The organism is Escherichia sp. E4702 (assembly GCF_963883545.1).
Taxonomy (GTDB): Bacteria; Pseudomonadota; Gammaproteobacteria; order Enterobacterales; family Enterobacteriaceae; genus Escherichia.
In genome coordinates, this window is the sequence record NZ_CAWORF010000023.1 from 29,461 (window position 1) to 49,379 (window position 19,919).

The 19,919-nt window shown below is 50.4% G+C and carries 15 protein-coding genes and 1 pseudogene; 9 read left to right on the plus strand and 7 right to left on the minus strand.

Features of this window, described 5'->3' with window-relative positions:
• Nucleotides 1–9 precede the first annotated feature (9 nt).
• The 3 genes from fsa to AACU94_RS15605 all read left to right on the plus strand — a co-directional run bounded on the left by fsa (nt 10) and on the right by AACU94_RS15605 (nt 2,678).
• Entirely contained in the window at nt 10–672 is a 663-nt protein-coding gene (fsa, locus tag AACU94_RS15595; protein WP_135488450.1) for a fructose-6-phosphate aldolase, read from the plus strand.
• A 10-nt stretch (nt 673–682) separates the two neighbouring features.
• A complete protein-coding gene (gene gldA / locus AACU94_RS15600; protein ID WP_130206574.1) occupies nt 683–1,786 on the plus strand; it encodes a bifunctional L-1,2-propanediol dehydrogenase/glycerol dehydrogenase in 1,104 nt (367 codons plus the stop codon).
• A 274-nt stretch (nt 1,787–2,060) separates the two neighbouring features.
• Complete coding sequence (locus AACU94_RS15605; RefSeq protein ID WP_135488451.1) at nt 2,061–2,678, plus strand: DUF1287 domain-containing protein; 618 nt, start codon at nt 2,061–2,063, stop codon at nt 2,676–2,678.
• A gap of 26 nt (nt 2,679–2,704) precedes the next feature.
• Here AACU94_RS15605 and yijE read toward each other — a convergent pair whose 3' ends face one another.
• The 3 genes from yijE to metF all read right to left on the minus strand — a co-directional run bounded on the left by yijE (nt 2,705) and on the right by metF (nt 7,115).
• Nucleotides 2,705–3,610: a cystine transporter YijE gene (yijE, locus tag AACU94_RS15610; protein WP_135488452.1), complete on the minus strand. Its 906-nt coding sequence runs from the start codon at nt 3,608–3,610 to the stop codon at nt 2,705–2,707.
• Between the two features lie 93 nt (nt 3,611–3,703).
• Complete coding sequence (katG, locus tag AACU94_RS15615) at nt 3,704–5,884, minus strand: catalase/peroxidase HPI (RefSeq protein ID WP_135488453.1); 2,181 nt, start codon at nt 5,882–5,884, stop codon at nt 3,704–3,706.
• A 340-nt stretch (nt 5,885–6,224) separates the two neighbouring features.
• Nucleotides 6,225–7,115: a methylenetetrahydrofolate reductase gene (gene metF / locus AACU94_RS15620; protein ID WP_130206580.1), complete on the minus strand. Its 891-nt coding sequence runs from the start codon at nt 7,113–7,115 to the stop codon at nt 6,225–6,227.
• A 498-nt stretch (nt 7,116–7,613) separates the two neighbouring features.
• On the opposite strand from metF, the gene AACU94_RS15625 reads away from it, so the two are divergent.
• Together AACU94_RS15625 and malI are read left to right on the plus strand one after the other, a co-directional pair.
• On the plus strand, nt 7,614–9,113 hold the full coding sequence (locus AACU94_RS15625; RefSeq protein WP_135488454.1) for a PTS transporter subunit EIIC: 1,500 nt from the start codon (nt 7,614–7,616) through the stop codon (nt 9,111–9,113).
• A gap of 87 nt (nt 9,114–9,200) precedes the next feature.
• Nucleotides 9,201–10,217, plus strand: coding sequence for a Mal regulon transcriptional regulator MalI (gene malI / locus AACU94_RS15630; RefSeq protein WP_130215286.1), 1,017 nt, complete (start codon nt 9,201–9,203; stop codon nt 10,215–10,217).
• A 73-nt stretch (nt 10,218–10,290) separates the two neighbouring features.
• Here malI and AACU94_RS15635 read toward each other — a convergent pair whose 3' ends face one another.
• Nucleotides 10,291–11,844 (minus strand): bifunctional metallophosphatase/5'-nucleotidase, encoded by a 1,554-nt coding sequence (locus tag AACU94_RS15635; RefSeq protein WP_130215284.1) that lies wholly within the window; start codon nt 11,842–11,844, stop codon nt 10,291–10,293.
• 132 nt (nt 11,845–11,976) lie between these two features.
• Between AACU94_RS15635 and AACU94_RS15640 the strand changes: the two genes are divergently transcribed.
• Entirely contained in the window at nt 11,977–13,107 is a 1,131-nt protein-coding gene (locus tag AACU94_RS15640; protein WP_135488455.1) for a cytoplasmic protein, read from the plus strand.
• Here the strand turns inward: AACU94_RS15640 and metL are convergent.
• Together metL and metB are read right to left on the minus strand one after the other, a co-directional pair.
• Entirely contained in the window at nt 13,071–15,503 is a 2,433-nt protein-coding gene (metL, locus tag AACU94_RS15645; RefSeq protein ID WP_135488456.1) for a bifunctional aspartate kinase/homoserine dehydrogenase II, read from the minus strand. The two genes, AACU94_RS15640 and metL, sit on opposite strands and share 37 nt — an antisense overlap.
• Nucleotides 15,504–15,505: 2 nt before the next feature.
• Complete coding sequence (gene metB / locus AACU94_RS15650) at nt 15,506–16,666, minus strand: cystathionine gamma-synthase (RefSeq protein ID WP_001295694.1); 1,161 nt, start codon at nt 16,664–16,666, stop codon at nt 15,506–15,508.
• Nucleotides 16,667–16,942: 276 nt separating this feature from the next.
• On the opposite strand from metB, the gene metJ reads away from it, so the two are divergent.
• Both metJ and AACU94_RS15660 read left to right on the plus strand, forming a co-directional pair.
• Complete coding sequence (gene metJ, locus AACU94_RS15655; RefSeq protein ID WP_000852812.1) at nt 16,943–17,260, plus strand: met regulon transcriptional regulator MetJ; 318 nt, start codon at nt 16,943–16,945, stop codon at nt 17,258–17,260.
• Between the two features lie 183 nt (nt 17,261–17,443).
• Nucleotides 17,444–17,620, plus strand: a pseudogene (locus AACU94_RS15660) (YiiX/YebB-like N1pC/P60 family cysteine hydrolase); the annotation flags it as partial.
• Nucleotides 17,621–17,675: 55 nt separating this feature from the next.
• Here AACU94_RS15660 and pgtP read toward each other — a convergent pair.
• Nucleotides 17,676–19,061 carry a phosphoglycerate transporter PgtP gene (gene pgtP / locus AACU94_RS15665; RefSeq protein WP_130206592.1) on the minus strand — a complete coding sequence of 462 codons (1,386 nt, stop codon included), beginning with the start codon at nt 19,059–19,061 and terminating at the stop codon, nt 17,676–17,678.
• A gap of 377 nt (nt 19,062–19,438) precedes the next feature.
• On the opposite strand from pgtP, the gene AACU94_RS15670 reads away from it, so the two are divergent.
• Nucleotides 19,439–19,792, plus strand: a complete 354-nt coding sequence (locus AACU94_RS15670; RefSeq protein ID WP_167856171.1) for a hypothetical protein — start codon at nt 19,439–19,441, stop codon at nt 19,790–19,792.
• Nucleotides 19,793–19,919 lie beyond the last annotated feature (127 nt).

The window sequence follows — 19,919 nt, forward strand, 5'->3', positions numbered from 1 at the left end:
GGAAACATCATGGAACTGTATCTGGACACCGCTAACGTCGCAGAAGTCGAACGTCTGGCACGCATATTCCCCATTGCCGGGGTAACAACTAACCCGAGCATTATCGCTGCCAGCAAGGAGTCCATCTGGGAAGTGCTGCCGCGTTTGCAAAAAGCGATTGGTGATGAAGGCATTCTGTTTGCTCAGACCATGAGCCGCGACGCGCTGGGGATGGTGGAAGAAGCGAAGCGCCTGCGCGACGCCATTCCGGGCATCGTGGTGAAAATCCCGGTGACTTCCGAAGGTCTGGCTGCCATTAAGATGCTGAAAAAAGAGGGTATTACTACACTTGGCACCGCAGTGTACAGCGCCGCGCAAGGATTGCTGGCCGCGCTGGCAGGGGCAAAATACGTTGCTCCGTATGTTAACCGCGTAGACGCCCAGGGCGGAGACGGCATTCGTACGGTTCAGGAGCTGCAAGCGCTGTTAGAAATGCACGCGCCAGAAAGCATGGTGCTGGCTGCCAGCTTTAAAACACCACGTCAGGCGCTGGATTGTTTGTTGGCAGGATGTGAATCCATCACACTGCCCTTAGATGTAGCGCAACAAATGCTCAACACCCCTGCGGTAGAGTCAGCTATAGAGAAGTTCGAACACGACTGGAATGCCGCATTTGGCACTACTCATCTCTAAAGGAGCAATTATGGACCGCATTATTCAATCACCGGGTAAATACATCCAGGGCGCTGATGTCATTAATCGCCTGGGCGAATACCTGAAGCCGCTGGCAGAACGTTGGTTGGTTGTTGGCGATAAATTTGTATTAGGTTTTGCTCAGGCAACCGTCGAGCAAAGCTTTAAAGATGCCGGGCTGGTAGTAGAAATTGCGCCGTTTGGCGGTGAATGTTCGCAAAATGAGATCGACCGTCTGCGTGGCATCGCGGAGACTGCGCAGTGTGGCGCAATTCTCGGTATCGGTGGCGGAAAAACCCTCGATACTGCCAAAGCGCTGGCACATTTCATGGGTGTTCCGGTAGCGATCGCACCGACTATCGCCTCTACCGACGCACCGTGCAGCGCATTGTCTGTTATCTACACCGATGATGGTGAGTTTGACCGCTATCTGCTGCTGCCAAATAACCCGAATATGGTCATTGTCGATACTAAAATCGTCGCGGGCGCACCTGCGCGTCTGTTAGCAGCGGGTATCGGTGATGCGCTGGCGACCTGGTTTGAAGCGCGTGCCTGCTCTCGTAGCGGCGCAACCACGATGGCGGGCGGTAAGTGTACTCAGGCGGCGCTGGCGCTGGCTGAACTGTGCTACAACACCCTGCTGGAAGAAGGCGAAAAAGCGATGCTTGCCGCCGAACAGCATGTAGTGACTCCGGCGCTGGAGCGCGTGATTGAAGCGAACACCTATTTGAGCGGCGTTGGTTTTGAAAGCGGTGGTCTGGCGGCGGCTCATGCGGTGCATAACGGCCTGACCGCTATCCCGGATGCGCATCACTATTATCACGGTGAAAAAGTGGCATTCGGTACGCTGACGCAGCTGGTTCTGGAAAACGCGCCGGTTGAGGAAATCGAAACCGTAGCTGCACTTAGCCATGCGGTAGGTTTGCCAATAACTCTCGCTCAACTGGATATTAAAGAAGATGTCCCGGCGAAAATGCGAATTGTGGCAGAAGCGGCATGTGCAGAAGGTGAAACCATTCACAACATGCCTGGCGGCGCGACGCCAGATCAGGTTTACGCCGCACTGCTGGTAGCCGACCAGTACGGTCAACGTTTCCTGCAAGAGTGGGAATAACCTACTCCAAACTCCCGGCTTGTCCGGGAGTTTGAACGCAAAATTGCCTGATGCGCTACGCTTATCAGGCCTACGTAATCTCTGCAATATATTGAATTTGCGTGCTTTTGTAGGCCGAATAAGGCGTTCACGCCGCATCCGGCACTCTGTGCCAGTAATCTGAAACTCCCACGTTGATTGGGAGTTTTTCATCCGCTTCTGGACATTTTCTCCACAGAACAATCGTTAGCCCGGAAAGTCGAATCTGTGACTCTTATTTTCACGGATGAAACAGATGAAAGCTTCACTGGCGCTGGTCAGCCTGCTAACAGCATTTACCAGCCACTCCTTAAAATCTCCCGCCGTTCCACCAACCGTGGTACAAATCCAGGCCAACACCAACCTTGCCATCGCAGACAGTGCCAGACAGCAAATCGGCAGCACGCTATTTTACGATCCGGCGTATGTGCAGCTTACCTATCCTGGCGGTGATGTCCCGCAAGAACGCGGGGTATGTTCCGATGTGGTGATCCGCGCCTTGCGCAGCCAGAAGGTCGATTTGCAGAAACTGGTGCACGAAGATATGGCGAAGAATTTTGCCGATTATCCGCAAAAGTGGCAGTTAAAGCGCCCGGACAGCAACATCGATCACCGTCGGGTGCCTAATCTGGAAACCTGGTTTACCCGCCACGATAAAACACGCCCCACCAGCAAAAACGCCGGTGACTATCAAGCGGGTGATATTGTCTCCTGGCGACTGGACAACGGGCTGGCACATATTGGGGTGGTGTCAGATGGCTTCGCCCGCGACGGTACGCCGCTGGTGATACATAACATTGGCGCAGGCGCGCAGGAAGAAGACGTGCTGTTTAGCTGGCGAATGGTGGGGCATTATCGGTATTTTATTAAATAAGAGATCGCCCCACATGAAGAAAAAATTCAGATCCTTTTTACACTGACAGCTTCTTTTTTCTTACGGCTCACCAGCGCCAGTGCCAGCACAATCAGCACAATACCGCTACCCTCAACCGCGCCAGGATTCTCACCGAGCAGCCACCAGGAAAAGAGTACGCCGCAAACGGGAACGGCCAGTGTGCTTAAGCTGGCAATACTGGCAGGCAAGTTTTTCAATACAAACAACCATAAGCTCCACGCCAGCGCCGTCGCCAGAATCGCACTGTAGGCCAGCGCCCAGAACACGGTGGGTTGCCAGTCAATTTCACGTTGCGGCACCAGTAAAGCGACCACACTCATCACCAGCGCCGCATACAGCATCTGCCAGGATGTTAACGACAATAAATCCACGCGCGGATGACGGGCATACAGACGTTTAGCAACAATCGCGCTCGCCCCCCAACTAACACCGGAGAGGATTGCCAACATGGCACTTTTCATCGAAGAGAAATCGAGTTGCCACGGCTGCAACACCAAAAATAAGCCGAAAGCGGCAATCATAATCGCGAAATATTGCCCACGTCGCAGGCGTTCACCGAGAAACAACGCGGCGAAAATCACCACCCAGAACGGCATGGTATAGCTCAGGATCGCCACTTTCCCCGCTCCACCGCTGACCAGCGCCCACTGTGCCAGGCCAACCATCCCGCAGGTTTGTAACAGGGCAATGGCTAAGGTGTATTTAAACGGCGTCGGGCGCATTCCGCGACCACGTAACAAAAGAACGATGAATAAAACGAGAGCGCCGAAAATGCAGCGTAAGGCGGTGAAGTCGAAGGCACCGATGTAGCTGGTGACTTGCTTCATGAAAATCCAGCTATAACTCCAGATAAGTGTGAGCGCAACCAGGCCACTGATTGCCAGTGGGTTGCTCTTTCCTGCGGCAGACATGAGAGATCCAGTGTGTAGTTTTCCTGTGGACACTATACGCCGGTAAAGAAACTTCAGCGACTGCCTGAAAGGCAGTCGCTGAAGAAGGTCAGATTACAGCAGGTCGAAACGGTCGAGGTTCATCACTTTCACCCATGCTGCCACGAAGTCTTTTACAAATTTCTCGTGGGCATCGCTGCTGGCGTAAACTTCTGCCAGTGCACGCAGAACGGAGTTAGAACCAAATACCAGGTCCGCACGGCTGGCGGTGTATTTCACTTCACCCGTTTCACGATCACGGCCTTCGAACAGCTCTTTCGATTCGTCGGTCGCTTTCCACTTGTAGCGCATATCCAGCAAGTTCACAAAGAAGTCATTGCTCAATACGCCCACACGGTCAGTGAAGACACCGTTTTTGCTGCCATCGAAGTTGGCGCCCAGCACACGCATCCCGCCCACCAGCACAGTCATTTCTGGTGCAGTCAGCGTCAGTTGCTGCGCTTTATCGATCAGCAGTGATTCAGTGGTAGCCTCGCCCGACGCAGCGCGATAGTTACGGAAACCATCAGCAACAGGTTTGAGCAGCTCGAACATCTCGATATCCGTCTGATCCTGACGTGCATCTACGCGACCTGGTGTGAACGGAACACTGATGCTGATACCCGCAGCACTCGCCGCTTTTTCGACACCAACAACACCGGCGAGAACAATAATGTCAGCGAGTGAAGCCGTGTGTGAGGATTTATAGATCCCCTCCAGCACCGGCAATGCGCGTGCTGCTGCGGCATTAACCTCCCAGTCGCGCTGCGGAGCTAATGCCAGACGCGCACCGTTGGCACCGCCACGTTTATCCCCACCGCGGAAGGTGGAGGCAGAAGCCCAGGCAACAGAAACCAGCTCGCTCACAGAGAGACCAGACTCAGCAATCGCCGTCTTCAGGTTAAGGATATCTTCCTCGCTCGGGTTGAAGAACGCATGTGGCAGCGGATCTTGCCAGATCAGATCTTCTTTCGGCACTTCCGGTCCGATGTAACGAGATTTCGGCCCCATATCCCTGTGCGTCAGTTTGAACCACGCACGGGCAAAGGCTTCGTTGAACGCTTGCGGATCGTCAAGGAAGCGACGTGAAATCTTCTCAAACTCTGGATCAAAACGCAGCGTCAGGTCAGTGACCAACATCGTCGGCTTACGTTTCTTCGACGGATCGAACGGATCCGGGATAATTTCCGGTGCATCTACGGCTTCAAACTGGATGGCGCCTGCCGGGCTACGAGTCTGTACCCACTCATACTTGAACAGGTTTTCGAAGAAATAGTTGCTCCACTGGGTCGGCGTCTGGGTCCAGACCACTTCCAGACCTGACGTAATGGCATCGGCACCGACACCGGAACCAAAATCACTTTTCCAGCCTAAGCCCTGGTTTTCGATCGGGGCCGCTTCTGGATCAGGACCTACGTGCGTTGCCGGGCCTGCGCCGTGAGTTTTACCTAACGTATGACCACCCGCGATCAGCGCAACGGTTTCTTCGTCGTTCATCCCCATATTGCCAAATGTCGCGCGAATAGCTGCAGCCGCAGAAAGCGGTTCGCCACTGGCATTTGGTCCTTCCGGGTTAACGTAAATCAGCCCCATTTCGGTTGCTGCTAATGGGCGTTTTGCCAGTTCTTCCGGGTTACGGTGGGCAAGCCAGGTTTTTTCATCACCCCAGTTTACGTCGAGATCCGGTTCCCAGACGTCTTCACGACCGGCACCAAAACCGAAGGTACGGAAACCGGAGTTTTCCAGCGCCACGTTACCCGCGAGGATAAACAGGTCGGCCCAGGAGATTTTCTGACCATATTTTTGTTTGATTGGCCACAACAGACGACGCGCTTTATCCAGGCTGACGTTATCCGGCCAGGAGTTGAGCGGTGCAAAACGTTGCTGACCACGACCCGCGCCGCCGCGACCATCGATTGAACGGTAAGTCCCCGCGCCGTGCCAGGCCATACGAATAAACAGACCAGCGTAGCTGCCCCAGTCTGCTGGCCACCACGGTTGAGACTCTGTCAGCAGATCTTTCAGATCTTTTTTCAGGCCGTAGTAATCTAGCTTGCTAAATTCTTTGCGGTAGTCGAAGTCCTCACCCAGTGGGTTAGAACGGTTAGAATGTTGGTTTAACAGGTCAACACGGAGTTGTTTTGGCCACCAGTCATGAGTGGTTGTTCCCGCACCGGCGCTCTGGTCATGACCGCCATGATGGAACGGGCATTTTCCGGCTGCTGTTGTGTTATGGATATCGTCTGACGTGCTCATCAATATACTCCCTCTACAGTGTTACCCTTACGATACACAGCGTTAGAGAGAAGTTATAATTGAATTAATCCACGGATGCGATAGTTGGGATCTTACATATCATTAGTTAAAGAGATGTAGATCAAATTGATCTTAAATAAGCCTTTTTGATTATGTCCGATTACGGACAAATACCTTATAAAAAAGGGTTTTATCCCTGTTTTCTCTCTGTTCTTTTAAGGAATGAAGGAGAAAAAGCGAGTCAATAGTTTTACTTGTCTGCCCCCTCGCTTCGAGGAGGCATTTTGTGCTTTGTTTTAATTTTGTGATCACCGTGTGATTTTTACAGAAACCAAAGCACTTATAAACCAGGTCGAACACCCAGCGTATGGCAAATCGCGTAACTCATTTCAGCGCGGTTAAGCGTATAGAAGTGGAAATCTTTCACCCCTTCACGGCTTAAAATCTTCACCATATCCATCGCAATATTCGCACCCACCAGCTTGCGGGTTTCGGCGTCATCATCCAGACCATCAAACATTTGCGCCATCCACGCCGGAATGCGTACGTTGGTCATGTCAGCAAATTTCTTCGCCTGTTTAAAGTTAGAGACGGGCAAAATGCCAGGAATAATTTCCACATCGATACCCGCCGAAACACAACGATCGCGAAAACGCAGGTAGCTTTCGACATCAAAGAAGAATTGGGTAATCGCGCGATTGGCGCCGGCGTCCACTTTGCGTTTCAGGTTAAGCAAATCCGCCTGGGCGCTTTTTGCTTCCGGGTGAACCTCCGGATACGCCGCCACGGAGATATCGAAATCCGCGACGTCTTTTAATAGCGTCACCAGGTCAGAGGCATACATTTCCGGCTTACCGCTTCCCGGCGGCAGGTCGCCACGCAGCGCCACGATATGGCGAATACCGTTATTCCAGTAGTCGCGGGCGATGGTCCGCAGCTCGTCAGGCGTCGCATCAATGCAGGTGAGATGCGGTGCAGCCTCCAGACCCGTACGGTCTTTAATGCCTTTAATGATGCTGTGCGTACGGTCGCGCTCGCCGGAGTTTGCGCCATAGGTCACTGAAACAAATTTCGGTTTCAGGCTGCTAAGACGATCGATGGAGTTCCACAGGGTCTGCTCCATTTCACTGGTACGCGGCGGGAAAAATTCGAACGAAACATTAATCTGCCCCTGGACTTCGGCCAGGCTCTGATTCAGGGCATCCCGCTGGCTGGCGTGAAAAAAGCTCATACCTTACCTCATCAATCGCTTGTCGTTATATGTTGTGTTGTGAACATCTATCCATTTAGACGTCCAGATGTAAAGATGAAGGAAAAGCCGAGGGGCGTCAACCGAAAAATACCCGATGATGGTGAGGAATAATCAGTGAAGATGAATTTTCTTCATTTGAATGTGGGAGTAGATGGGTTCTCTCGCATTATCGCGCGCGAAGTAATGAATAAACGGATAAGCCATCGGCTTCAAATTTATTTAAATAAGAGTTAATTAATATGCTCGTCAGTGTTAGCTGGACACTTATTTAAATAAAACAAATAGATACCATAATTTGCATTCAATACTGCATGTTTATTATTTGAACTACTTCAAACTATTAACAATTTCTCCAAAATTATGTTGCAGAGCAATTATGCATCCCCCACGATAAGTAGAACGTTCTACTAGAACGTTCTACTTATACAAAAAAAGACTAATTCGCGCAGATTTATGCGCTATTCGGGGGAAATCAGCATGAATCTGATGTCGAGTTTCGTGAAGTCACTTTCTAAATTGTCGATGATTGGTCGCGCCCTAATGCTGCCAATTTCGCTTCTGCCTGCCGCTGGGCTGTTACTGGCGTTCGGAGATAAATTCCATTTGCCGTTGATGATGAATGCAGGCGGCATTATTTTTGATAACTTGCCGATGCTTTTTGCTATCGGTTCCGCCGTAGGGCTGGCTTCTGAATCGGGAATTGCGGCGTTATCCGCAGCCGTTTCCGTTTTTGTCACCAATATCACCATCAGCACCGTACTTAGCATCACGCCAGAAATGGCCGGGCAAGGCGGCAAATACGCGATGGTGGTGGGTATCCCCACATTGCAAATGGGCGTTTTTGGCGGCCTGATATGCGGGATTCTGGCAGCGTGGTGTTACAACCGTTTTCATACCATGCAATTGCCAGAATTCCTTGGTTTTTTCTCTGGAAAACGCTTTGTCGCTATCGCGACGGCTTTTCTCTCCTTCATTCTTGGTCTGTTACTGCCCTATGTCTGGCAACACATTCAGTCAGGAATCGATGCATTATCGGTTATCGTTAATGGTAACAACCAGGCGGCATCGACCTTTATTTTTGGTGTAACTGAACGGGCGCTCATTCCGCTTGGCCTGCACCACATCTGGTATCCGTCGTTTTGGTATTCTTTTGGGGATTACACTACCCATGCCGGGCAAATGATTCACGGCGATCAGACGATTTGGTTCAAGATGTTGGAAGAAGGGGTGAAATCATTTAGCAGCGACAGTTATCATGACGCCGGTAAATTTATGCAAGGCGAATTCCCCCTGATGCTGTTTGCCCTGCCTGCGGCGTGCCTGGCGATGTACCATGAAGCGCACACAAAGAATAAGAAAATTGCCGCCGGTATTCTGTTCTCTGCCGCATTAACCTGTTTCCTGACAGGTATTACAGAACCCGTTGAATTTACCTTTATTTTCGTGGCACCGGTACTGTACGTATTCAACGCGATAATGGCTGGCCTCTCCTATATGGCGATGTATCTGCTCCATGCCCACATTGCAAAATCCTTCTCGGCAGGGCTTATCGATTATATTTCGTTTGGCATCCTGCCATCCTTTAACGGCTACAAAACCAACTTCCTGAGCGCCATTATCGTCGGCGTGCCAATGGCGGTGATCTACTACTTCACCTTCCGCTTTGTTATTCGTCGTTTTGATGTAAAAACGCCTGGTCGCACCGAAACTACGGTTAGCGCTAATGATAAAACCGATGACGAACTGGCAACAGAAATCATCACGCTGCTTGGCGGTCAACAAAACATTAAATCGGTAGGCTCCTGCATCACGCGTTTACGTCTGGAAGTCTCTGATAAAGAAGCGGTGGATCAGGATGGTCTGAATAATATTGGCGCCCGTGGCGTGGTTTTTGTCGGCAATAACGGCATTCAGGTCATTTTTGGCGCGCGAGCGCAATTTATCGCGCAAACCATGTCGACGATGATCGGTAAATAGCCTTAAGATTACTCGATGTCAGAGGTTCTGGTCCCTGACCAGAACCTTCTTGCTATTTAAAGAATCAACGTTGTTCAGGGAGTGAGTTTGAAGAAAGTCAGCATAATTGATGTTGCCAAAAGAGCCGGTGTTTCCGTCTCTACCGTGTCGCTAGTGCTGCGCCAGAAAGGGAAAATCTCAGAGGCGACCATCGGGAAAGTTCATGCTGCTATTGACGAACTGGGCTACGTGCATAATGTTGCCGCCGCCAATTTACGTTCCCACACGTCAAATATTATCGGACTGATTTTACGTGATTTTAGCGATAGCTTTTCCATCAAAGTGATGGCCAGTATTGTTCAGGAACTGGAAGCCAGGGGCTATATGGTATTCCTTGGGCAACCACAGAACGAACATGAACATCTTGAACGTTGTTTACTTTCCTTCAAGCAACAAGGTGTTGCCGGAGTGATTTATCTGGCTTCCGATGCGCATCGTGAAACCCTCCCCACACTAATCCGCCAGTGTTCGCTTCCCCTTGTTGTCGCGTCACAAACGCCTATCAAAGATGAGTGCAACCTGGTGTTGCGTGACAACCAGCAGGCAGCAAGTCTTGCCACACGTTATTTAATTGAGCGCGGCCATCGTTACATTGCCTATCTCGGTGGCAGAGAAAGTGATCTTATTCGTCAGCAGCGACTGGTTGGTTTTCGCCAGACCCTGGCAAAATTTGGCATTGCTGGTCGTGACGAGTTCACGCCAGCCTGTGACGGTGACACCTGGGCTGCCAGCATGGCAACGCGCCAGCTGCTGGAAAATAACAACGCCATTACCGCCCTGCTCTGCCATTCGCCCGACGCTATGATTGGCGGCATCAACGGCATACATCAGGTGGGGCGCACCGTCGGGAAAGACGTCTTTCTGACCCAGCAGGTAGCGCTAATTGGTTTTGAAGATATGCTGCATATCAACCTGACCTCTCCTGTTTTCACCTATGTATCTTCCGCCAGTGAAGAAACCGGACGCCAGGCAGCGACCCTGATGATTCGCAAATTAAAAGACCCGGATTTGCAAACCCAAAGAATTGCGCTTTCCGGGCAACTGGTGGTGCGGGAATCGGCGTAATACAAATGCCGAATGAGATATACGTCGATATCATCATCCGGCAATAAGGTGTAAACCAACTCAATGCGTATGTTTACTTGATATCTTTCACTCGCATACCGTTGAGCTGTTCATCCGTGATGGTATTGCCCGCTTTGAAGTAATCAACCACGGCGTGATAAACGTAATAACCGCCCGTTGTGTTACGCGCTTTCCCTTCGGTAAAGGCGGTGAAACCATCTCCACCATCAGCAAGGAAACTTTGAGTAGCAATAGGGTAAACCGTCGCATCTTCAATCGGTTTGCCATTCAGAGTCAGTGAGATAACCCGCTGACCAACCGGCTTACTGCTGTCGTACTTCATTTCCAGGCCTTTCGATACCTGTAAAACGCCATTACTTAAACTTGCGCCGTGTTCCATCAAACTGCGTAATTGTTTACCCGTGAGATCCATCGTCACCAGTTCGTTGGGGAACGGGAAGGTACTGATGACACCGCCCATCGTAATCGCCCCTGCGGGGATCTCATTGCGAATACCGCCAGAGTTGGTTAAAGCCAATTGGGTGTTTTTACCCGCCGCTACCAGTAAAGCGTCAGCCGCCAGGTTCCCGAGGGATGCCGATTCACCATAGGCACGTTTTAATTCAACCGGCGATTGCGCCACCGTTTGTTGCACCACTTCATCAAGCTTTTTATTCCAGCCGTCAATCACCTGTTTCGTTTGTGGATCGGGCTTCCACTCGTCGGCGTAAATGGTTTTAAGCTCGAAGCTTTTCACCGTAAATTTATGCGGCTTCTCTTTGTAGTCGAGAACCAGTTTACCCACATCAATCCCGCCGCTGTCCGTCGAGAGGATCAGCGTATTGCCGACTTTAATCGGTTCCGGTGTACCCACATGCGCATGTCCGGTGATCAAAATATCCAGCCCTTTCACCTGACTTGCCGTCTGAATATCTTTATCCAACGCGCGACGCACATCCGTGCCTCCCATACTGGACTGGCGGGCCGGAACACCTTCGTGGATCAGGGCGACGGTCAAATCAACCTTGCCTTTGAGTTCATCGATATAACGTTGTAGCCATTTAATTTCATCGCGCGCCTCAATACCCACTCGCGTGGCAGCGGATACCGTGTCATTAAAGGCAAATACACCGTGCAAACCTATAACGCCAATTTTCACGCCGTCTTTTTCGATGATGGTATAGGGCTTATCCCAGAATGATTTACTGCTGTTCTGATAAAAAATATTGCCCTGCACAATAGGGAATTTTGCCTGACTCAACTGTAATAATGTGTTGTCCCAGCCGTGGTCAAATTCATGGTTGCCTATTGTGGCGACATCAAACGGCATGGTATTCATAATATCGATAATAGCTTTGCCTTTGGTCAGGCTGCTGATATAGGGCCCGGTAAAATAGTCACCCGCATCAAAAAACCATGTCGCTTTATTTTTTGCTTTTTCTTGTTTAACCAGCGTAGTGATATTTGCCCAGCCGCCAATATCTCGTTTACCGTCAGCAATCCACGGCACTTTATAAGGCTCTACATGTGCATGGAGATCGTTGGTATAAATGATAGTGACATCTTTGGCGCAAGCCCAGAACGGCAGTGTTAATGCGATACCCGCAGCAAGTATTTTAATTTTCATAAATAGTCCCTTTCAGTGATTTAAAGGATTGCTACATTACGTTCTGAAAGAGTTATTTATGTGAGAGTAATCACATCCACAAGGGAGCGTTGCCGGACAAAATCAACGACCTTGTGAAATCGTTGGTGATATATGTCGACTCTGTTTACGATTAATGCCTGCAAGTCGTTTGGTTGCCGTAATTTAGGACGGTCAACATCGACAGATTACAGCTGGCCTGACTATCGACTGGGTTATGCAGCATTGCACTGCCGGGCATGTGGAAGCTACCCACCGTTGTTTGACGAACAACAATTTCGTGACTGGTTGTCAGTTCACTTATCTACGTGGGCCTCTGAAAAGGGCCATTTCTGCCCGGTATGTTATGGCACAGAGACGATTTGTTATGGTCACAATCCACGAGGTTCGCAACGCATTCAATGCCGTAACTGCAAAAAGGTCTGGACGCCCAAACAATATCAGAAAGAAATAACGTCTCCAGAAATAATCGAAACGGTTGCTCTTCTGGTGCCATTTCAGGGAGCCAGCGGCGGGCAGAAACTGTATGTTTTAATGAGTTTCGATGCTATTCACGGAAATATTCTTCATCTCTCTACTAATTACACGCAGCATCAAGCGGGAGAAAGCCTGCATTACCGATTTAAAGGAAAAGCAGAATCAGAGCTATACGATAGCAATATCGTACACCGCGTTGATATGCGCGAAGCACAATTTCTACGCCGCAGTCAGTTTGATGAAATTCAGTATGGCAGCGCAGCGCTCAAGCGCAATGCCAAAGGCGCTATTCTGCGTCCGGTTATCACTGCACACGGGCATTTCAGAGTACTGAATATTTTATTCCCGACAGTTAAAACTCATGTTATTTCACACGAGTGTTTTTTAAGAGGCGCAATTATTACGGTCTGGGCTGATCTGTTTCGCCTACAGCAAGGTGAAATTTGGTTCATTGAAGAGGAAATAACTGACTGTACCAATAATATGCCCTGGCGTTTTCAGGGAACAACTTATCACGGCTGGTGGAAAAATCAGTGGCAACTCTGGGAGCAGGGAAAAAATCGTAAAATGGTATGTGCATTAACGGGCGGAAAGAGTAGCAAAGCTGAAATGCTCTCTTTGGCAACCAGCAGAGAATTTATCCACTGGCTACATAAACAAGCAGTATTTACTCACAGCACCCCGCTTTCCGCAGGGCGCGTTACGCAAATACTGCTTTCTCTGGCTCAGGATTACAACAACTGCGCCAGACGGTTGATATCCGACTGAATCGCCCCGGCGGTGACATCACGCCCTGCGCCTGGTCCGCGGATCACCAGCGGATTATCGCGATACCAGCGGCTTTCGATGGCAAAGACGTTATCGCACGGCAGCAAAGAAGCCAGTGGATGATCTTCCCGCACCGCTTCCACGCCCACACGCGCTTTGCCATTGGCATCGAAACGCGCCACGTAGCGCAGCACCAGCCCCATTTCGCGGGCCGCTTCCAGCCGTTGCACCATCTGCTCGTTAAGTTCATCGCCATTTTCAAAGAAATGGTCGATGCTGCCGCCTTCGCAATGGGCAGGCACCAGCGACTCCACGCGTACCTGGTCCGGTTCAATGTTGTAACCCGCTTCACGCGCCAGAATCACCAGCTTGCGCATCACGTCTTTGCCAGAGAGATCGTCACGCGGGTCAGGTTCGGTTAAGCCCTGCTGCCAGGCCTGATCCACCAGCTCGGTAAATGGCACGCTACCGTCGAATTGCAGGAACAGCCAGGAGAGCGTGCCGGAGAAGATCCCGCTGATCGACAAAATGGTATCGCCGCTGTCGATCAGATCGCGCACGGTATGGTTGATCGGCAAGCCCGCACCAACGGTGGCGTTGTATAGCCAGTGACGCCCGGTTTTTTCGAAGGCGTCGTGGATCTGGCGATATTTGTTGCTGTCGCTTGCTCCCGCCAGTTTGTTGGCACTGATGACGTGGAAACCGTGGCTGGCGAAATCGAGATATTGATCGGCCAGCTGCTGGCTGGCGGTAACGTCCAGCACCACTAAATCATCATACGGATGGGCGCACATCCACAGGAACAGCGACTCTTCATCCTGCTCGACGGCTTCGTCGTTGAAGAAGGCTAACGCGCGGCTGGCGTCCAGGCCTTCGTAGCTCAACAGGCTGCGGCGGCTGTCCACCACACCTGCCAGCACAAATTCAAAGCCGGTACGTGCCGAGAGCGTACTCTGCTCACGGGCGAACAGTTCCAGCCAGCGGGAACCGATATTGCCCTTGCCGAACAAGACCAGGCCGATGCGTTTTTCTGCGCGGAAGACGGACTGATGCAGGCCCTGAATCAGGCTTTCGGTCGGTCCGGTGCGCAGTACTGCTACCAGGCTGATGCCGTCATCGGACTGCCAGGTAAATTCGACCGGCTGGCCTTTCAGCTGCTGCCAGAAGCGGTGGCAATGCAGCGGGTTACGGGTGACGCCTGCCCCGACCATCGCCACCAGCGCCAGCCCCTGACGCAGGCGCAGTTCACCAGGTAATCCCGCTTCGTCGAGGATTTTCAGTGCACTGTCAGCGACTTCTGAGGTGTAGCAAAATTGCAGCAACTGGCGATCGTTATGCACGCCAACCGCCAGTGGACGCACTTGCGCGCGTTTCAGGATTTGGTCGATCTCTTTATGCGCCAGTTTGAAATCCTGACTGGTAGGCACCTGAAACTCAATTAAACAGACATCATCGTGGCTGGTGACAATACGCGCGCCAGTACCGGAAGCCAGCACGCGTTCAATGCGCGTGGAGCCTTGATCCGGCGTGTAGCTACAGCGCAGTTGCAGGTCGATTTCACTACCGGATACAGGCTGTAAAGTACGGGCATGAAGAACGGGAGCCGCCAGACGCGCCAGTTCGCTGGCTTCATCCAGACGCAGCAACGGCAGCAGGCAGGCATCTTTCACTTTACGCGGGTCGGCACTGTATACCCCGGCGACGTCGCTCCAGATGGTTACGCGAGAAACGCCCGCCAGCGCACCGATTTGTGTCGCGGAATAGTCGGAACCGTTACGCCCCAGCAGCACCGTTTCACCGGCGTTGTTACGGCTGATAAACCCGGTCACCACCAGACGTTTGCCCGGATGTTGTACCAGTAGCTGTTGCAGCAGCGGGTAAGAAAGCCCTTCATCAACCTGCGGCTGCGCGGCGCGTTCAGCGCGTAAAAACTCGCGGGCATCAAGCCAGGCCGCAGGCAGCCCTTGTTGATTAAGCACCGCAGACATCAGGCGCGCCGACCACACTTCCCCGTGGCCCACCACTTCTGCATACACCGCATCGGTGATACCGCTGTCGAGCAACGCCGCCAGGCGTTCCAGATCGCTGACAAAAGCGCTAATGAGGCTATCGGCTTCTTCGGCGGGTAACAAGCCGCTAATCAGATCGCACTGATAGCGACGCAGCGTTTGTTGAACCTGATGCGCAGAGAGACGATCGGTCTGGCTTAGTTTCAACCAGTTAATCAACTGGTTAGTGGTGCTACCGGCGGCGGAAACCACCATCATATCGTCAGGCTGAGAGTACTCCGCCATAATGCCCGCGACACGCAAATAACACTTCACATCAGCCAGACTACTGCCACCAAATTTATGCAGTTGACGACCTTTCGCCCCTGCCTGCGCAATCACACTCATTTTTACCCCTTGTTTGCAGCCCGGAAGCCATTTTCCAGGTCGGCAATTAAATCTTCGCCATCTTCAATACCGGTGGAGATACGCAGCAGCGTCTCGGAGATCCCGGCGGCAGCACGCGCTTCTGGCGCCATGCCTGCATGTGTCATGGTTGCGGCGTGAGAGATTAAACTTTCCACTCCCCCTAATGATTCCGCCAGCGTAAACAACGACAGCCCGCCCAGGAAACGACGCAGCGTCTGCTCATCGCCATCCAGTTCAAAACTCAACATTGCGCCAAAGCCTTTTTGCTGGCGCGCGGCAATTTCATGCCCCTGATTTTCCGGCAGCGACGGGTGATACAGTTTTTTCACCAACGGCTGGGTTTGCAGATATTTCACAATCGCCTGCGCGTTGCGCTGGGCCAGCTCCATACGCGGCACCAGCGTTCGCAACCCGCGCAGTAGCAGATAGCTGTCAAACGCGCCGCCCGTCACGCCAATATTGTTTGCCCACCAGGCCAGTTCGGTGACAACGTCCGGGTCTTTAGCAATCACCACGCCAGCCACCACATCTGAGTGACCGTTCAGATATTTCGTACATGAATGCAACACCAGATCGGCACCCAATGCCAGCGGATTTTGCAATGCCGGGCTTAAGAAGGTGTTATCCACCACGCTCACCGCCCCGACTTCCCTTGCCAGATGGCAGATTTTCGCAATATCCACGACGCGTAACAATGGATTACTTGGGCTTTCTACCAGCACCAGTTTAGGTTTTTCTGCCAGTGCCGCCCGCAATGCCTGCTCATCGCCTTGATCAACAAACAACACGCGATAGCAACCGCGTTTCGCCAGGCTGTCGAACAGGCGATAGCTGCCGCCGTAGCAGTCGTGCGGCGCAACCAGCAGATCGCCGGGTTTCAAAAAGACGGTAGTCACCAGGTGGATCGCGGACATGCCAGTATTAGTAAGCACCGCGCCAGCACCACCTTCCAGTTCTGCCAGCGCCCGCTGAACCACATCGCGCGTTGGGTTGCCGCGACGCGAGTAATCATGCGCGCGCGGTTCGTTAAATCCGGTAAAGTTATAGGTGCTGGAAAGATGGATCGGTGGGACAACGCAACCATACTGTTCGTCGTCATTTAACCCGCTACGCACTGCGATGGTGGCCTGTTTACGCGTCATGTGATGAAGTTCCCTGGGCTTTGTCGGTGAAATGTCAGCCACCAGAGTAAACATTGTGTTAATGGACGTCAATACATCTGGACATCTAAACTTCTTTGCGTATAGATTGAGCAATTCCCCAATAACCGTTAAAATTACATGCATTATCACGCCGACAGGTGCATTACACGATGTCACGGTAGCGCCTGTACGGTAAACTATGCGGGTTTATGGCCATTACCCACATTAATTGTGTGGTCTGGTTTCAATTTATTGACGAAGAGGATTAAGTATCTCATGGCTGAATGGAGCGGCGAATATATCAGCCCATACGCTGAGCACGGCAAGAAGAGTGAACAAGTCAAAAAGATTACGGTTTCCATTCCTCTTAAGGTGTTAAAAATCCTCACCGATGAACGCACGCGTCGTCAGGTGAACAACCTGCGTCACGCTACCAACAGCGAACTGCTGTGCGAAGCGTTTCTGCATGCCTTTACCGGGCAACCTCTGCCGGATGATGCCGACCTGCGTAAAGAGCGCAGCGACGAAATTCCGGAAGCGGCAAAAGAGATCATGCGTGAGATGGGGATTAACCCGGAGACGTGGGAATACTAATGCGGAAAAGAGCGGCGCGGAGTGGAATCGCCTGATGCGCTACGCTTATCAGGCCTACGTCATATTGCAATTTATTGAATTTGCACGAACTTGTAGGCCAGATAAGGCGTTCACGCCGCATCCGGCATAAACAACGAGCACGTTGTCTGCGACCCACCGCTTTTTATACATGGACGTTTAACTATGAAAAACAGGCTGCTGATCCTCAGCCTGCTGGTTTCTGTACCTGCCTTTGCCTGGCAACCACAAACCGGCGACATCATCTTTCAGATCTCTCGCTCATCGCAAAGTAAAGCGATCCAACTGGCAACTCATTCCGATTACAGCCACACCGGTATGCTGGTGATACGCAACAAAAAGCATCGGTGATGAAAGTAAGCGAGTGGGCCAATCACATCGTGGCTGGCCCTAAAACTTAGCTTTTTTGGGTCTGAAGCTCTGGTTGATACGTCTCAGCATCATTTTGACGTTGTTTTTCCATAGCGATCGCACCAAAGTGCGTTAACGTACAGAAAATGATGCAACAGATAACACCAGCAAGCAGAAGATAAAAACCACCATCCCAACCAACCTCATCGACCATAATACCAAACAGGCTTGTACCAAGCGTCGCTCCAAGAATATAGCTCATGAAACCACGCAAACCGACAGCGGAGCCCACGGCAAAACTGGGAACAATTTCCATGGTCTGAACAGAGGCCAGGAACTGCGGAACATAGATAAGGCAGCCCACGCAAGCAGCGAAAATAGTAATAGAGAGTAGAGAATCGCTTTTCCAGTAGCCCAACAGGCAGAAGAAAATCAATACCATACTGATAATCGCTGGCGGCATACGGCGACCATGAAATAATTTATCACTCAACCAGCCAGCAAATAATGTCGTTGGAATAGCCGCCCATTCGAAGATTAAAAATGCCGTACTCATTTCGGTCTTCGTAAAATGCTTCACGCTTAACAGATAAATAGGTAACCAGCTGATAATTCCGAAACGCACCATATAGACAAAAACATCAACGAAAGAGACAAACCAGGCATTCTTATTTTTAAGCACATAGGTACAAAAAATTTGCCAGGCAGTCATATCTTCCGGCGCACGATCATCTTTTGCTTTAATGCTGACGTCGTCCGGAACGATTTCGTTTAATGGCGGCAAACCTTCACTTACCGGTGAACCTTTACCTGACATCAGTACCACGATAGCAATGACAACAGAGACAATCGCTGGAATAACATATGTTGCTATTTTCCAGTGTTCAGTCCCCAGCACAGCAAATGCACCGCCAACAATCGGAGCAACAATACCGCCACCCACGTTGTGCGAAATATTCCAGACCGCACCGACGATGCCCCGTTCTTTACGAGGAAACCAGTTAGCGATCGTAATAAATGACGGGCCAACACCCATTCCCTGAAAGAAACCATTCAGAATGACAAGTCCTGCAAACATCCAGAATGCGAAACTAAAACCAAGTGCCACGTTAACGAGAGCACAAAGTATTAAACCCACTGCCATATATACTTTGGGATTAGCTTTATCCGCCAGACTGCTCATTATCCCTTTACTAATACCGTAGGCGATCAGCATACAACTGCTTAACAGCCCTATTTGCGTCGCAGAAAGATTAAGCTCTTGTTTTAAATACGGTGTAGAGAGAACAAAGTTATTCCTGACAATGTAATACGAAAGATAACCGATAAATACGCTGAATAACGCCTGCATACGGTAACGATTATAGGTACTTTTCACTTCACTTTCAGGAACCTTATGTGTTGCCACTTTAGGTTTCAATAAAGAAAGCATATATCACCTTCCAGTTCATAGTGTTGTTTAATCAAATAATAATATTCATAGCAATGCTCATTACTACTCTCTGAAGAGTATTTAAAAAGCCTTTGCTTAGTGAGTTTTGAAGATAGTGAAGCAAGAGAGTTTAAGTTACAATACAGGGCAAATGAGTCAAAACTGACTCAAAAAAACAAATCCCATGCTCCATTTCTTTCCCATATTTGATTTTGGAAAATGCAACATGGCTATTATTTAAACCTTAACGTGTTACAACAGGCCCAATTTAAAAAAAATTAGTTTTATTAAAATTTTCATTTTTTGAGTTCAATCACATATTTTGCCTCTATAATCGGGATCATTGAAGATACTTGTTCTTGTTATGCCTGAGAACCATGCTGCACAACATGAAAACCTTCATCACCGCACAACAAAAAACAGAGTCTGAACACCTTCAGGATACCCGTCGTAACACGCGGATTTGTAATCGAATTAAAGCCTTTTTTATGGTTTCTGAAGACTGGAACTCCGTCATGATTACTGAGGCGCTAAGTCTGCATCAGGCCACCGCAGATGACCCTATTCACGATAGTGCTTGTTATTACCATCCTCAACGGGTAAAAAAATGGGCTGAAGCCGCCAATAACAAATTTCATTTTTTACTGCTATACAGTCAGAACCTGAATCTGAGAGCGAAAATGTGGAAATTAATTAATGAGCATTTCCGTAACAGTCACTTGCGGATATAGTAATGCTGGTTGCTTGCCAAATTAATGATAATTTACAAATACAAAAACACATGGCTTGAAGTTCGTTGCTTATGTTAACTAATGGATAACAACATGGATTACAGCCCAGGAATTTATCTCTTATTAA

Coding starts and splice junctions, on each gene's coding strand:
- metL (WP_135488456.1), bottom strand. CDS start 15,503: ATGAGTGTGATTGCGCAGGCAGGGGCGAAAGGTCGTCAACTGCATAAA.
- gldA (WP_130206574.1), top strand. CDS start 683: ATGGACCGCATTATTCAATCACCGGGTAAATACATCCAGGGCGCTGAT.
- metF (WP_130206580.1), bottom strand. CDS start 7,115: ATGAGCTTTTTTCACGCCAGCCAGCGGGATGCCCTGAATCAGAGCCTG.
- katG (WP_135488453.1), bottom strand. CDS start 5,884: ATGAGCACGTCAGACGATATCCATAACACAACAGCAGCCGGAAAATGC.
- AACU94_RS15635 (WP_130215284.1), bottom strand. CDS start 11,844: ATGAAAATTAAAATACTTGCTGCGGGTATCGCATTAACACTGCCGTTC.
- yijE (WP_135488452.1), bottom strand. CDS start 3,610: ATGTCTGCCGCAGGAAAGAGCAACCCACTGGCAATCAGTGGCCTGGTT.
- fsa (WP_135488450.1), top strand. CDS start 10: ATGGAACTGTATCTGGACACCGCTAACGTCGCAGAAGTCGAACGTCTG.
- AACU94_RS15670 (WP_167856171.1), top strand. CDS start 19,439: ATGCTGCACAACATGAAAACCTTCATCACCGCACAACAAAAAACAGAG.
- metJ (WP_000852812.1), top strand. CDS start 16,943: ATGGCTGAATGGAGCGGCGAATATATCAGCCCATACGCTGAGCACGGC.
- AACU94_RS15605 (WP_135488451.1), top strand. CDS start 2,061: ATGAAAGCTTCACTGGCGCTGGTCAGCCTGCTAACAGCATTTACCAGC.
- AACU94_RS15625 (WP_135488454.1), top strand. CDS start 7,614: ATGAATCTGATGTCGAGTTTCGTGAAGTCACTTTCTAAATTGTCGATG.
- pgtP (WP_130206592.1), bottom strand. CDS start 19,061: ATGCTTTCTTTATTGAAACCTAAAGTGGCAACACATAAGGTTCCTGAA.
- AACU94_RS15640 (WP_135488455.1), top strand. CDS start 11,977: ATGTCGACTCTGTTTACGATTAATGCCTGCAAGTCGTTTGGTTGCCGT.
- metB (WP_001295694.1), bottom strand. CDS start 16,666: ATGACGCGTAAACAGGCCACCATCGCAGTGCGTAGCGGGTTAAATGAC.